The organism is Pontivivens insulae (genome assembly GCF_900302495.1).
GTDB lineage: Bacteria > Pseudomonadota > Alphaproteobacteria > Rhodobacterales > Rhodobacteraceae > Pontivivens > Pontivivens insulae.
This window is the reverse complement of sequence record NZ_OMKW01000001.1, coordinates 936,662-951,233: the sequence shown is the minus strand read 5'-3', so window position 1 is coordinate 951,233 and position 14,572 is coordinate 936,662. Positions and strand designations below refer to the sequence as shown.

15 protein-coding genes are annotated in these 14,572 nt (G+C 61.0%); 4 read left to right on the top strand and 11 right to left on the bottom strand.

Going from position 1 to position 14,572, the window contains the following annotated elements:
• Positions 1-2: 2 nt before the first annotated feature.
• The 4 genes from POI8812_RS04430 to POI8812_RS04415 are packed head-to-tail and all read left to right on the top strand — an operon-like array spanning position 3 to position 4,204.
• On the top strand, positions 3-2,399 hold the full coding sequence (locus POI8812_RS04430; protein ID WP_108781285.1) for a ligase-associated DNA damage response DEXH box helicase: 2,397 nt from the start codon (positions 3-5) through the stop codon (positions 2,397-2,399).
• A 24-nt stretch (positions 2,400-2,423) separates the two neighbouring features.
• Positions 2,424-3,101, top strand: a complete 678-nt coding sequence (locus POI8812_RS04425; RefSeq protein WP_108781284.1) for an HAD family hydrolase — start codon at positions 2,424-2,426, stop codon at positions 3,099-3,101.
• Positions 3,102-3,122: 21 nt separating this feature from the next.
• Positions 3,123-3,788 (top strand): ligase-associated DNA damage response endonuclease PdeM, encoded by a 666-nt coding sequence (gene pdeM / locus POI8812_RS04420; RefSeq protein WP_108781283.1) that lies wholly within the window; start codon positions 3,123-3,125, stop codon positions 3,786-3,788.
• Positions 3,785-4,204: a PaaI family thioesterase gene (locus tag POI8812_RS04415; RefSeq protein WP_108781282.1), complete on the top strand. Its 420-nt coding sequence runs from the start codon at positions 3,785-3,787 to the stop codon at positions 4,202-4,204. The genes pdeM and POI8812_RS04415 overlap by 4 nt, the downstream gene beginning before the upstream one ends.
• Before the next feature lie 62 nt (positions 4,205-4,266).
• Here POI8812_RS04415 and folD read toward each other — a convergent pair whose 3' ends face one another.
• From folD to pal, 11 genes are all read right to left on the bottom strand, one after another.
• Positions 4,267-5,157 carry a bifunctional methylenetetrahydrofolate dehydrogenase/methenyltetrahydrofolate cyclohydrolase FolD gene (gene folD / locus POI8812_RS04410; protein WP_108781281.1) on the bottom strand — a complete coding sequence of 297 codons (891 nt, stop codon included), beginning with the start codon at positions 5,155-5,157 and terminating at the stop codon, positions 4,267-4,269.
• A gap of 16 nt (positions 5,158-5,173) precedes the next feature.
• Positions 5,174-6,070, bottom strand: a complete 897-nt coding sequence (locus POI8812_RS04405; RefSeq protein WP_108781280.1) for a bifunctional 5,10-methylenetetrahydrofolate dehydrogenase/5,10-methenyltetrahydrofolate cyclohydrolase — start codon at positions 6,068-6,070, stop codon at positions 5,174-5,176.
• Positions 6,067-6,255: a hypothetical protein gene (locus POI8812_RS04400; RefSeq protein ID WP_108781279.1), complete on the bottom strand. Its 189-nt coding sequence runs from the start codon at positions 6,253-6,255 to the stop codon at positions 6,067-6,069. Before POI8812_RS04400 ends, POI8812_RS04405 begins: the two co-directional genes overlap by 4 nt.
• A gap of 10 nt (positions 6,256-6,265) precedes the next feature.
• Positions 6,266-6,559, bottom strand: a complete 294-nt coding sequence (locus POI8812_RS04395; RefSeq protein WP_108781278.1) for a chorismate mutase — start codon at positions 6,557-6,559, stop codon at positions 6,266-6,268.
• Between the two features lie 62 nt (positions 6,560-6,621).
• Positions 6,622-8,298, bottom strand: coding sequence for a formate--tetrahydrofolate ligase (locus POI8812_RS04390; protein ID WP_108781277.1), 1,677 nt, complete (start codon positions 8,296-8,298; stop codon positions 6,622-6,624).
• A gap of 178 nt (positions 8,299-8,476) precedes the next feature.
• Complete coding sequence (locus tag POI8812_RS04385; RefSeq protein WP_108781276.1) at positions 8,477-9,058, bottom strand: MOSC domain-containing protein; 582 nt, start codon at positions 9,056-9,058, stop codon at positions 8,477-8,479.
• A gap of 2 nt (positions 9,059-9,060) precedes the next feature.
• Positions 9,061-9,900 carry a methyltransferase domain-containing protein gene (locus tag POI8812_RS04380; RefSeq protein ID WP_108781275.1) on the bottom strand — a complete coding sequence of 280 codons (840 nt, stop codon included), beginning with the start codon at positions 9,898-9,900 and terminating at the stop codon, positions 9,061-9,063.
• Positions 9,863-11,776 carry an ATP-dependent zinc metalloprotease FtsH gene (gene ftsH / locus POI8812_RS04375; protein WP_108781274.1) on the bottom strand — a complete coding sequence of 638 codons (1,914 nt, stop codon included), beginning with the start codon at positions 11,774-11,776 and terminating at the stop codon, positions 9,863-9,865. Before ftsH ends, POI8812_RS04380 begins: the two co-directional genes overlap by 38 nt.
• Positions 11,777-11,860: 84 nt before the next feature.
• A complete protein-coding gene (tilS, locus tag POI8812_RS04370) occupies positions 11,861-13,042 on the bottom strand; it encodes a tRNA lysidine(34) synthetase TilS (protein WP_108781273.1) in 1,182 nt (393 codons plus the stop codon).
• A gap of 4 nt (positions 13,043-13,046) precedes the next feature.
• Positions 13,047-13,919, bottom strand: coding sequence for a tetratricopeptide repeat protein (locus POI8812_RS04365; RefSeq protein ID WP_108781272.1), 873 nt, complete (start codon positions 13,917-13,919; stop codon positions 13,047-13,049).
• Positions 13,920-13,990: 71 nt separating this feature from the next.
• Positions 13,991-14,506 (bottom strand): peptidoglycan-associated lipoprotein Pal, encoded by a 516-nt coding sequence (gene pal / locus POI8812_RS04360; protein WP_108781271.1) that lies wholly within the window; start codon positions 14,504-14,506, stop codon positions 13,991-13,993.
• Positions 14,507-14,572: the final 66 nt, after the last annotated feature.

Here is a 14,572-nt window from a genome sequence, read left to right as displayed (position 1 = left end):
CCATGACGCTCCCCGATATTTTCACCGAGTGGTTCGCACAGCAGGGCTGGTCTCCCCACCCACATCAGTTGGCCCTGCTGACGGCGACTGGCCCATCGACATTGCTGATTGCGCCGACAGGCGGGGGAAAGACTTTAGCCGGTTTTTTGCCAAGTTTGGTCGATCTCTATGACGGAAACCGCACGCCGGGATCAGTCCACACGATCTATGTCAGCCCACTAAAAGCGTTGGCCGCAGACATCCGCCGCAATCTTGATCGCCCGGTACGGGAAATGGGGCTCGACCTGCGTATCGAGGATCGGACGGGCGATACCAAGCAATCCACCCGCCAGCGCCAGCGCGTCGATCCGCCCGACATGCTACTGACGACGCCCGAGAGCCTCGCGCTCATGCTCTCCTATCCTGAGGCACCCAAGATCTTTGGCGGCGTACGCCGGATCGTGCTCGATGAGATCCACGCGCTGGCTGAGAGCAAACGGGGCGATCAGCTTTCGCTTTGCGTGGAACGCGTTGCCGCCTTCTCTACCGATCTGCGCCGTACGGGACTGAGCGCGACGGTGGAGGACCCGAGCGCACTCGCCCGGTTCCTTGGCGAAGGGACCCATGTGGTCGAGGCTGATCCCGGCCCGCCCGCTGATATCGCAATGCTCAAGGCCGAGCTGCCCGCGCCGTGGTTCGGACAAGGCGGACGGCATGCGGCGCGCGATGTCATGGATCAGGTGCGACGGCACAAGACCACCATCATCTTCATCAACACCCGCGCGCAGTCCGAACTCTTCTTCCAAGCGTTGTGGGCGGAGAATGAGGAAAACCTGCCCATCGGCCTGCATCATGGCTCTCTCAGCCGAGAGGCGCGGCAAAAGGTTGAGGGCGCGATGGCCGCGGGCCACCTGCGCGCTGTGGTCGCAACAGGCTCGCTCGACCTCGGCATCGACTGGGGGGATGTGGACCTCGTCATCCAAGTGGGCGCGCCGAAGAACGTCAAACGTCTCGTGCAGCGGATCGGGCGGGCGAACCATCGCTACAACGCACCCTCTAAGGCGCTACTGGTCCCCGCCAATCAGTTCGAGATCATCGAGTGTCAGGTGGCGCTCGACGCCGTGGTGGAGGCCGATCTCGACGGTGACCCGCGGCCTGATGGCCCGCTTGACGTGTTGTGCCAGCATATCCTGCTGACCGCTTGCGCGGCTCCGTTCGACGCTGACGCGCTCTATCACGAGGTGAAGCGCGCGCAGCCCTATGCCCGCCTCTCCCGCGCGGGCTTCGAGCGGTGCCTCGACTACTGCGCAACGGGTGGCTACGCCCTGCGCGCCTATGACCGCTATCAACGGCTTGTGGAGCGGGACGGCCTCTGGCATTTGCGCGATCCGCGCGCGGCGCGCGACCTGCGCATGAATGTCGGCACCATCCTCGACTACAACAACCTCAAGGTCGCCTATCGGCGCGGGAAGATGCTGGGTGAGATCGAGGAAGGGTTTGCCAGCACGCTTGTCCCCGGCGACACCTTTCTGATCGGCGGACAGGTCGTGAAATACGAAGGCCTGCGCGAGATGACGGTGCAAGTCTCGGCCACAAGCGGGAAGGAACCACGCATCGCGACCTTCGGTGGCACCAAACTGGCCATGACGACGAAGCTGGCCCATCGCGTCCTCGACTTCCTGAACAACCGGGAAGAGTGGACGAAACTGCCCACCCACACCGCCGAGTGGCTGGACCTGCAAACGCGGATCAGTCGAATGCCTGTGGCCGAGCGCCTGCTGGTCGAGACCTTTCCGCGCGGACCGCAAAATTACGCGGTCTTCTATGCCTTCGCCGGGCGCAACGCACACCAAACACTTGGCATTATCCTGACACGGCGCATGGAGGAAGCTGGGTATGGCCCGCTGGGCTTCGTGGCCAATGACTACGCACTGATGATCTGGTCGCTCGATCCGCTAGACACTCCCGAGAAGCTGATTGATGGCCAGGATCTTCGCGCCGCGCTCGATACCTGGTTTGCCGAGAACATGGTCATGAAGCGGACCTTCCGCATTCCCGCGCGGGTGGCCGGACTGATCTCCCAGAACCAGCCGGGGCAGCGCAAATCCGGCAAACAGGCGACCTTCTCCACCGACATTCTGTACGACACGCTGCGCCGCTACGACCCAGATCACCTGATGCTGGAGATCACGCGGGATGAGGCGATGCGCGGCCTCGTCGATTTCGACCGGATTGAGGAATTTCTGGGCCGGGTGCGCGGCCGCGTCGATCACGTCGAGGCACCGCATGTCACCCCGCTCTCCGCCCCACTGATCCTTGAGGTCGGTCGCGTTCCGGTGAAGGGTGAGGCCGAACGGCGGCTGCTCGACGAGGATATCGCCGCCGTGCTGACCGAAGCGGGGATCGGAACGAATGGTTAGACGCTCTGGTAAGGTTAAGACGCAATGATCCTGGCCTTCGATGCGGACGACACGCTTTGGCACAATGAGAGCGTCTTTCAGATGACTGAAGCGCGGTTTGCCGACCTGCTGGCCCCTTATTGCGAGGGCAGCAATCTCGCGCAGCGATTGGCCGCGACGGAGAAACGCAACCTCGCGCTTTACGGCTACGGCGTGAAGGGCTTCACACTCTCAATGATCGAGACGGCGTTAGAGGTGACCGAGCAACGTGTGCCACAGCCCCTGCTTGCCGACCTGCTGCATCTGGGGCGAGAGATGTTGGCCCATCCAGTCGATCTGCTTCCCGGGGTGGAGGAAACGATTGAAAGCCTGTCGGCCAGCCACACCCTCTGGATCATCACCAAGGGCGACCTATTCGATCAAGAGCGTAAGGTTGCCGCCTCCGGCCTAGGCGAGCACTTCACCCAGGTACATATCGTGAGCGAAAAATCCGCAGGCACCTACCGCCGCCTCTTCGGCGATCGACCGGCGATGATGATCGGCAACTCCCCGCGTTCTGACATTCTTCCGGCGCTGGAGGCAGGCGCAAACGCTGTTCACATCCCCTATGAGACGACCTGGGCGCATGAGGATGCTCCCCTGCCGGATCATCCGCGCCTACACCGCCTTCCGTCCGTCACCGCCCTGCCCGAACTCTTGCGGGAGACCTTTACAAAACCTTGATGTTCCTGCTTTGTATCGGCCATGGCCCCTTTCAGATTCCATACTGCCGATCTGGACGCGCTTGAAAGCGGCGCCCTCTATTGGGCGGCGGAGCGGCTGCTCTGCGTCTCCGATCTGCATCTGGGCAAGTCCGAGCGGATCGCGCGGCGCGGCGGCGCGCTCTTGCCGCCTTATGACACGCGGGAGACGCTGGATCGCCTCTCCGCCGAGATCGCGCGCCACGATCCGGCGACGGTAATCTGTCTTGGCGACAGTTTCGACGACCTGGACGCGCTCGACAGGCTGGCCGAAGCGGCGCGGCGCCATCTTCTAACGCTGATGGCCGGTCGGCGCTGGATCTGGATCGAGGGCAACCACGATCCCGGCCCCACCGATCTGGGCGGGGAACATCTGTTCGAGGCGAGTATCAACAGCCTGACCTTCCGCCATGTCGCAGAACCGGGCACGCCACCCGGAGAGGTTTCGGGCCACTATCACCCCAAGGCCAGTCTGACCCTGCGCGGACGGCGGGTCAGTTCCGCCTGTTTTCTCAGTGACGCGACGCGGCTGATCCTCCCCGCCTTCGGGGCCTATACCGGCGGATTGAAGGTGTCCGACCCGGCCGTGAGCAACCTCATGATGCCAGAGGCTTGCGTGCGCCTGACCCGCGCGCCACAGCATGCCATACCGCTAAGGCTCGTTGCATGATCCCTCGCAACCCCCAATTCGAGGCTGCCTGCCGGGCCGCGTTCAACCGCCAGGGCCTCATGCAGACGTTCGGGGCATCGATCAGCGCCATCGCGCCAGGCCTGTTTGAGATTAAGGCTCCGATCAGCCCTGCCGTGAGCCAGCAACATGGCTATGGACATGCTGGCCTCACATTCGCAATCGGCGACAGCGCGGCTGGGTTCGCGGCGCAAACCCTCATCGGTGCCGATCAGTCGGTTCTAACCGTTGAAATGAAGATCAATCTGATGGCGCCGGCACAAGGCACACAGTTGGTGGCGAATGGCCGTGTCCTGCGCGCAGGTCGCCGCGTTTCGACGGTGGAAACTGATGTCTTCGATGATCAGAACCGTCAGGTCGCACGACTGCTCGGAACGATGATGATATTGGACGGCTGAACTGGGGTATTTATGCCAATCCGAAACCAGCTTCGGATTGGCTCAAATACCCATGCACTGTCTTAGGCCGTAAGGCCTTCTGGCTCTTCCAATCCATGCGCGCGGCAACAGGCGGTAACCGTGTTGGCCAACAAACAGGCGATGGTCATTGGACCGACGCCGCCGGGGACTGGTGTGATGGCACCGGCAACCTCGACCGCGCTGTCAAAATGGACATCACCAACAAGTTTGGTTTTCTCTCCGTTCGGAATCCGGTTGATACCGACGTCGATGACGGTTGCGCCAGGCTTGACCCAATCACCGGTGATCATCTCTGGACGGCCAACAGCCGCGACGAGGATGTCGGCTCGGCGACAGACTTCCTCGATATCCTTTGTGCGAGAGTGAGCAATGGTCACTGTCGCACTGTCACGCAGCAGAAGTTGGGCCATCGGCTTGCCCACAATGTTCGAGCGGCCAACGACCACGGCATTGAGACCTGATAGAGAGCCATGCTCCTCGCGCAGCATCATCAGACAGCCAAGCGGTGTGCAGGGGACCATCGCTTTCTGTCCAGTCCCCAGAAGGCCAACATTCGAGATGTGGAAGCCATCGACATCCTTCGCCGGGCTGATCGCTGCCAGAACCTTATCCGCATCAATATGGTCAGGAACCGGCAGTTGGCAAAGGATGCCATGCACCTCAGGGTCGTTGTTGAGTTGGTCAATCAACGCCAGAAGATCTGCCTCAGACGTGCTCGCGTCCAGCTTGTGCTCAATGGAGTTCATGCCAACTTCGACGGTCTGCTTGCCCTTGTTGCGGACATAGACCTGGCTTGCCGGATCCTCCCCGACCAGCACCACGGCGAGGCCGGGTGTGATGCCGTTCACCTCTTTGAGGTGAGCAACGTGATCCGCCACCTTCCCACGCACATTTGCTGCGAAGGCTTTCCCGTCGATGATTTTCGCGCTCATGGCGTTCCCCTTATCGTTAAGCGCCTTCGGCCATATAGGCGTTGGCATAGTGTTCCATTTGCATCCGTGTTGCGGCGACCGCGTTCTGCATCAAAACCGCCACCGTGACAGGCCCGACACCGCCGGGTACGGGCGTCAGCCACCCGGCGACCTCAGCACAGCTTTCCATATCGGCATCGCCTACAGTGCGCGGCCCGTCCAGCGTCTCGACCCGATTGATCCCGATGTCGATCAGCGCCGCGCCCGGCTTAAGCATATCGCCCGTCACCAGCCCCGGCTTGCCGACAGCCACGAACACAGCATCCGCGGCACGAGAATGCATGGCGACCGAACGGGTCATATGGTGACAGACTGTAACTGTCGCCCCCAGCCCCATCAGAAGGAAGGCAATCGGCTTTCCCACGATCTCTGAATGGCCGATGACGGTGACGTCGAGCCCCTCCAGCTTCAGCGGCAGGGTCTTGAGGATTTCAACGGCGGCAACAGCCGTGCACGGGCCCAGCGCCAAATCGTTATAGACGATGTTGCCAATCGACGAGGGATGCATCCCCTCAACATCCTTAAGCGGGTGAACGGCCTTCTGCAGGGCCTTCACCGGAATATGCGCGGGCAGCGGACGTTGGATGATGATCCCATTTACGCGCGGATCTGCGTTGAGACCGGCGAGCACGCCAGTCAGCTGCTCCAGCGAGATTTTTTCGTCAAAGCGGCGCTCCTCGAATGCGACGCCCGCCGCTTCGGCATTTCGCTTCTGATTTCGGACATAGATGTCCGCGGCAGCAGTATCTCCGACACTGACAGAAACGAGGCGCGGGGCCCAACCCTTGGCTGTCAACGCATCGGCCTCCGCCTTTATCCGAGTGTGCATCTCAGCCGCGATGGTGCGACCGTTGATCAGAGCTGCGCGCGTCATTCGCGACCTCCATCCCGTGGGGGTTTGGTAAAGTGAAAGGCTGCAAGCAGCATGGTTGCGGTCGCAAATCCCCAGACCTCGATCGCACCGAAGCTCAATCGTCCAGTGCGCACATAGAGCACCAGCAGGACCAGAAGGGAGCCCGCAACCGCCGCCAGAATTGCGAGCAGACGTTTGCGGCTCATACGCCTGCTCCTATTTTCCCAGAACGACCTCTTCGCGCGCGATGGACCACTCGATCATCTCGCGCCACAGGGACTCGGCCAAATCCGGATCGAACCCCTGCTGTGTCGCGTTGCGCCGTGCGTTGGCAAGCACGGCCAGCACACGATCCTCGGCCCGCGCCTTGATACCCTCTGCCGGTTTCAACTCGATGGCTCGGTCGATGAAGCTGACGCGCCGGGCGAGCAGCTTCATCAATTCGATGTCCAATGCGTCGATCCCGGCGCGCAGTTCGGTCATGTTGCGGCAGGTGGCAGGGTCGGTCATGGCGGTCCTTTCGTGTTGCCATGGTCGTGACCCCTTGTGCCCCTGCCGTCAACAGCCAGTCCTTAGAACAGGCCTTCGATCTCACCCGCGTCATTGAGCATGATCTGCTCGGCCGACGGAACGCGCGGCAGGCCGGGCATTGTCATGATCTCACCGCAGATTGCGACGATGAAACCTGCGCCCGCGCTCAGGCGAACTTCACGGATTGGCACGGAGTGGCCTGTCGGCGCACCGCGAAGGTTCGGATCGGTAGAGAAGCTGTACTGCGTCTTCGCCATGCAAACCGGAAGGTTGCCGTAGCCTGCAGCCTCCCAATCCTTGAGCTGATTGCGGATTTTCTTATCCGCGATTACCTCGTCGGCGCGGTAGATGCGCTTCGCGATGGTTTCGATCTTTTCAAAGAGCGGCATTTCATCCGCGTAGAGGGGCGCGAAGTTCGCCATATCCGCATCCGCAATCTCTGCCACACGGGTCGCAAGCTCTTTCACACCGGCAGAGCCATCGGCCCAGTGCTTGCACAGGATCGCCTCGGAGCCTTGCGTGGCGACATAATCCTTCACCGCCTGTACCTCGGCGTCTGTGTCGGTGACGAAGTGGTTGATCGCGACCACCACCGGCACGCCGAAGGACTTCACGTTCTCGATGTGACGACCAAGGTTTGGGCAGCCCGCTTCGACCGCCGAGACATTCTCGGCGCCCAGATCAGCCTTCGCAACGCCACCGTTCATCTTCATCGCGCGTACCGTTGCGACGACGACCACAGCGGAAGGCGCGATGCCAGCCTTACGGCACTTGATGTTCATGAACTTTTCGGCGCCAAGGTCCGCGCCAAAGCCCGCTTCCGTCACCACATAGTCCGCAAGCTTGAGCGCCGTGGTGGTCGCAACGACCGAGTTACAGCCATGCGCGATGTTCGCGAACGGGCCGCCATGTACGAAGGCCGGGTTGTTTTCCAGCGTCTGCACGAGGTTCGGCTGCATCGCCTGTTGCAGCAGAACCGTCATCGCGCCATCGGCCTTGATGTCGCGCGCGTAGATTGGGGAGCGGTCACGGCGATAGGCCACGATGATGTCGCCCAGGCGCCTTTGCAGATCGTCCAAATCAGTCGCAAGGCAGAGGATCGCCATAACCTCGGACGCCACCGTGATGTCGAAACCAGTCTGGCGCGGGAAGCCATTGGCAACGCCGCCAAGCGAGGTCACGGTGTCGCGCAGCGCTCGGTCGTTCATGTCGAGCACGCGGCGCCAGGTCACGCGACGCTCATCAATCTCCAGCTCATTCCCCCAATAGATATGGTTGTCGATCATCGCGGACAGCAGGTTGTGTGCCGAGGTGATCGCGTGGAAATCGCCCGTGAAGTGAAGGTTCATCTCCTCCATCGGGACGACTTGCGCATAGCCGCCGCCCGCCGCGCCACCCTTCATGCCAAAGCATGGGCCGAGGGAGGCTTCGCGAATACAGATCGCCGCTTTTTTTCCGATAGCGTTCAGCCCGTCGCCCAGACCAACGGTCGTGGTCGTCTTCCCCTCACCCGCCGGGGTCGGGTTGATCGCGGTGACGAGGATCAGCTTTCCATCGGGACGATCCTTGACCGAGGCGATGAACTCCTCAGAGATTTTCGCCTTGTCATGGCCGAAGGGCAAAAGGTGCTCCCAGGCGATGCCAAGCTTCTCACCGATTTCCTGAATCGGGCGCTTCTTCGCTTCGCGGGCGATTTCGATATCGGTCTTGTAAGCCATGGTGATGTCCTTCAGGCGGTGTGCTGATGTTTTTGTCCTCCGTACAAGAACAGCGGCGCAAGGATGTTGGACGTACCTTTGCGACGGAAATGACAACACGTGCGACAGGAGCGCACACCCCGCGACGCCAATGGGAAACGGTGCGCATCATCGCGGACGCGGGGTTCTGGACTCACGATCAGAGGTGTGGATAGAGCCTCTGGGGCGGAACATGCAGGCGCACGGCCTCTCCCAATCGAATGCGCCCCTCGGCCTCGACCCATCCGGTTATCCCACGACGCCCCTTGGCTGCCGCCTTGTAACGCGCGCCATGTCCTGGGTGATGCCCTTCGATCTCCCGCGCGGGCCACTGACAGGGGGCGTTTTCCATATCCACAACGATGCTGGCCCCGTTGGCAAACAACAGTCGCGAGGATGGTGGAATCTGCGTGAAATCAGGGATGCCTTCAAGGATCATGCTGGCGCCCACCCATTCCGGTGCGATGTGCTCCAGTCCCATGGCTTGAGCTGTGGCAGCCATCTCTTCAACCGATAGGATCGAGATCTGTCGCGTATTACGAATTGGCGTGCCAACTGGATATTGCGTCTTCACGCGCGAGCAGCTTTCCCGGATCAGGCCTGAATGATATTCGCCCTCGATCCCGGCAAAACCAACGTCAACGGCTTCGACCGCTTCGGAGGCAAGCGAGACCTTACGGTCAGCAACGCGCCCCAGCCACGTGACGGTGCCGGTGATCTCTGTTGCGGTCAGGATGGGCATGTTCAGTCTTTCTTCAAAATCAGGAATTGCCGCCGAAAGGGAAACAGCACCGAACCGTCTGCGCGACGCGGGTAGGCATCCTCCAATGCGGCATCATAGGCCGTAAAGAAGCGGGCCGTTTGATCGGGGTCAAGCGCACTATGCACGGGCCTCGCCGCCGTCGAGCGTGTAAATGTGCGCACAGGATGCGCACCGTCCGGGTCTGCGGGCAGCTGCTGACAATATTCTGTCTCCCAGATCGTCACCTGGCCGAGTGGGGCGCAGATATCGAACAGCACCGCGGGCTCCGAGACGGGCGGCGTTCCGATTGAACTCGGTCTGAGTGCGAACAGCTCCTCCGCAATGGTTCGTATCAGGACATGGGAAGGCGCATCAAACTGGCGTGGCATCTGCACGGCCATCACCCCGCCATCGCTGAGCATCGAGGCCAAGCGCGGGAACAGCGTTTCATGATCCGGCAGCCAGTGCAGGGCCGCATTCGAAAAGATGAGCGCTACTGGTGCGTGCGGAGCCCAGTAGGCAATATCGGCCTCATCAATACGGTCATAGAGGTTGAGTGCCCGCGCCTTCTCAAGCATCTCAAGCGAACGATCGACACCGATTAAGCACCGATCATCTGATGCAAAGCGGCCGTGGAGATCAGCGGCGACTGCTCCACTTCCACATCCGAGGTCGATCACGTCTCCATCCGGTAGCGCCGGAACCTGCGCCAAGAGATCAAGTGCAGGACGCAAACGAAGACGCCGGAACCTGTCATAGGTCCCGGCGTCCCAATTGCTGTTCGGATCTGTGTAGGTCACGCGATCACGTTGGCTGCGGCTCAGCGTCACCAGCTCCGCCATCGGACCGCTTGCCGAGTTTCGGGATCTTCACGACCGACGGCTTGCCACCCTCATCCTCGTCATCATCAACACCTCGGTTGAGAGGCTCACCGGCAATCACCTTCGTGATCTCGTTGCCTGTGAGGGTCTCATATTCGAGCAGACCCTGCGCAAGATTTTCGAGATCTTGCGCTTTCTCTGTCAGAATGCGCTTGGCCTCATTATAGGCCTCATCGACCAACATACGAACTTCCTCGTCAATCTTGGCCTGCATTTCGGGGGAAGCCGAAGTGCCGTTCCCCTGCGGCCCAAGATAGCTTTCCTGCTCGTTCGAGTAGTTGATGTTACCCAGCTCTTTGGACATGCCAAACTGCGTGACCATCGCCCGCGCAATGCGCGTGATCTGTTGAATGTCGGACGACGCGCCAGAGGTGACGTTTTCCGGTCCGAAGATCAATTCCTCAGCAACCTTACCGCCCATGGCCATTGCCATCTTGGACTTGTATTTGGTCTGAGTGACTGAAAGCTGGTCACGCTCTGGCAAGGACAAAACCAAGCCCAATGCGCGCCCACGCGGAATGATCGTCGCCTTGTGGATCGGATCGTGTTGCGGAACATTCAGGCCGACAACGGCGTGACCCGCCTCGTGATAGGCTGTCAGCTTCTTCTCATCATCGGACATGACCATGGAGCGGCGCTCGGCCCCCATCATGACCTTGTCCTTAGCACTCTCGAAATCTTCCATCGTGACAAAGCGCTTGCCCGTACGTGCCGCCATCAGAGCAGACTCGTTAACCAGGTTGGCAAGATCCGCGCCCGAGAAGCCCGGCGTGCCACGCGCGATGACGCGAAGATCGACGTCAGGGCCGAGCGGCACCTTACGTGCATGGACTTCCAAGATGCGCTGGCGCCCCTTGATGTCGGGGTTCGGCACCTGCACCTGACGGTCGAAGCGACCGGGGCGCAGCAGAGCGGGGTCGAGGACGTCCGGGCGGTTGGTGGCTGCGATCAGGATCACACCTTCATTCGCTTCAAAACCATCCATCTCGACAAGAAGCTGGTTGAGGGTCTGCTCGCGCTCATCATTCCCGCCACCATAGCCAGCGCCGCGGTGCCGACCAACCGCGTCGATCTCGTCGATAAACACGATGCAGGGCGCATTCTTCTTCGCCTGTTCAAACATGTCGCGCACACGGCTCGCACCGACACCCACAAACATCTCGACGAAGTCAGAGCCAGAGATGGTGAAGAATGGAACACCCGCTTCGCCAGCAATAGCCCGCGCAAGCAAGGTCTTACCAGTGCCCGGAGGGCCGACGAGCAGAGCGCCCTTAGGGATCTTGCCACCGAGACGGGAGAATTTCTGAGGATCGCGCAGGAACTCCACGATCTCCTCCAACTCATCCTTGGCCTCATCAATGCCGGCAACATCATCAAACGTCACGCGACCGGATTTCTCGGTCAGCAGCTTCGCCTTGGATTTGCCAAAGCCCATCGCTCCGCCTTTGCCACCACCCTGCATACGGTTCATGAAGAAAATCCACACACCGATCAGAAGCAGGATTGGCAGGAATGGCGCCAGCACCGCGAGGAAGCCGGACTGCTGCTGCGGCTCTGCCTGAATGGCGACGTCGTTTTCACGCAACAAGGTGAAAAGTTCACGGTCTTCGACCGGACGCACCGTCTGGCGGGTAACGCCGTCGGTCGTCGTCACCTCGACCCGCTCCCCATCCAGCACAACATCACGCACGCGGCCATCTTCCACGGCACTCACGAACTGGGAATACTCCATCTGGTTCGCGCGCGTGGTGTTCGAGCCACTGTCAAAAAGTTGGAACAGCAGGATAATCAGCCCGAACAGGGCCATCCAAAAGAGCAGATTCTTACTATTGCCCAAAGTCATTCTCCCATCAGCGCGGTGTGACGCGCCGGAAACAGGCTATCACAGTTAGCTTCAACATAGGGTGCAGCCCGACTGGGTTCAACGCGACCGGGCACTCATGGTGAAGGGAATCAGGCGGATCATGCCGTGCGACATCGCCGCACCACCTGGAATCACAGGTGCGAGGCCCGTCTGCACCAGCGTCGGCACCGTTCTTGCCAACTCGGCAGGGTGAGGCGCGCCCATCCTTGGCCACGATTCGCGATCATGCGTCGCGAGAGGCATCACTTGATCGTCAGAGCGGGTTTTCGTGATCCTCCACCGATGATCCCAACAATGATCCGCGGTCCAGCTTGCGACCGCACGCGGCTCCCGTCGCAAATGAACGGAAGATTTGCTCTGCCGGATCAGCAGTCCTGCACCGGCCATCTCGCCCCCCTCCCGCAGGCAATTGTCCATTTGCGCGATCAAATCGTGGCGCGGCGCGTGACGCTGACCATTCATCCAATAGGTCAAAACGCGCAGAAGACGATATCGAAGGTCAGCCGGTGCGTCCGCGTAGACTTTGGGAGCAATCACTGCCTCACCAAGAGCCGTGAACGTGACGCATTCCGCGATAAGCGCGTCTGTCGTGGCAATAGCAGCGTGCCGCACGTCCCGCAGCGATGTGGCTGCTTGCGCAAGGCGCTCCGGCTCCAACCTTAAATTCGTCATCGCGTGTCGGATGCGCGCACGCTCAAAGCGCACGTCAGAATTGCTTGGGTCATCGGCCCAGTTGATCTGCTGATCGCGCAGCAGATCACGCAACTCGGCCCTACGAACCTGAAGAAGCGGCCTCAGCCACGTGATGCCCTGCGCATTCCGCACCGGCTCCATTGCCGCCAACCCGTCCGGGCCGCTGCCGCGCGCAAGTCGCATGAGTAACGTCTCGGCCACGTCGTCTATAGTATGGCCCAGAGCAACGCTTCGTCCGCCGTGCCTCCTGATCCATTCGGCAAGCAGCTTCTGCCGCCCTTCGCGGGCTGCCTGTTGAAGATTGCCGCCCTCAACCCCCGTCCACCTCAGCGTTTCATGGGGAATTCCCATGGACTTGCAAAGACGCGCTACCGCGTCCGCCTCATCCGCCGACTCCGCCCTTAGGCCATGGTCCACCGTCGCAGCGGTGAGCTGATATCCGGCTTGGTGCAACAACCAAAGCAGCGCCGTGCTGTCGCCGCCTCCCGAGACTGCAACGCCCAGCGGCCCCGGCCCGCACTGGGCCAGAACGGACTGATCCAGCATAGGCTCAGTTACAGCCCAGCGATTGCTGCGCGTTCAATATGTTCGTGGAATATGTCTCACCCTCAGAGGAAAAGCGGGCCAGCGCCTCTTCGTAGGTGAGGCAAGCCTCTGTCACCTGCCCGATACGCCCAAGCGCGTCAGCAAGGCTCGACAGCGCGAGCGGCGCATTTTCGCCATTCGGAGCGGCGGAATAGGCGTTGAGGAAATTCAAGGCCGCCTCGCGATAATTCCCCTGCGACGCCAGTACCCGTCCAAGGCCATAGCGCGCATCAGGGGCCAGCGGGCCACCCGGGAAACTTTCAAGGAAGCTCGAAAACGTATCCTGAGCTGCAGGAAGATCGCCCGCCTCAGCCAGCGCGACAGCGCGATCAAATGCGGCCTGTTCGGTTACGGCAACGACGGGGCCGGATGCGCCCCCTCTGCTCGCGGCATTTTCATTTGATACGCCACCGCCCAGTGGCGAAGCGGGAGCAGGCGCGGTGGCGCCGCTGCCCTCAAGCTCTCCAAGGCGAAACTCGATATCCGCAATCCGGCGTCCGCCATCTTCGGCCATGCGCTGCACGTCGAATTGCAGTCGCTCCACTTCCCCGGTCAGAACGCGGATACGGGTTTCCATCGCATTCAACCGTTCCAGCGTCGTGGCATCGAACGGCACGCCGGGATCCACCTGCCCCGTCGTGACCAGCTGTTGGCGCAGCTCCGTCAGCAGCTGGTCCAGCTCCTGCAAAGAAAGCCTAAGGTCCTCAAGGCTGGGGTCGGGTGTCGCGCTGGGATCAAGCAGTTCTGCCAAAGGATCCGTCGCTGTGTCTTGTGCAGAAAGGCTCGCAGGCAGCAACAGCACCGCGCTGAGCATGAGCAGGGACAGAAGACGGGTCATAGGGCTCTCCGACAGCAGAAAGGACGGGGCTCAAACGCCCCATCCGTGTGTTCACTCTTAAATGAGAGCGCCTAGCCTGTCAGCCCACCGGCGACCACGGTGACCGCGCGGCGGTTTGCGGCCCAGCAGCTTGCATCTGAGCACAGCTCCTCCGGACGCTCCTTGCCAAAGGACACGGTCGACATGCGAGACGGATTGACGCCTTGGGCGACCAGGAAGTCGAAGGCCGCCTGTGCCCGGCGTGCGCCAAGTGCGAGGTTATATTCGCGGGTGCCACGCTCATCCGCATGACCTTGAATAACCAGTGTACGGTCGGGATAGGTCGCCAACCAATCAGCCTGCAGGGCCAGCGTCGCCTGAGCGCTGGAATCGAGAGAGCTGCTGTCAGTGGCAAAGAAAACGCGGTCGCCAACGGTCGTTGTGAAATAGGCAATGCTGCCCTGATCGACGCTGGTGTTCACACCACCTGCGCCGCCCGCGCCAATACCCGCACCACCAGCCGTTCCGGCACCTGTGCCGTCGACCGAGGAACAGGCCGCGAGGGACACTGCCAGAGCTGCCGCGGTTACAAAGTTGAAAACCTTCATGATCTTAATCCTGTGCAAGAGTTGCGATGACTTCGTCATTCATTTTCTGCTCTTCATACAATGCGT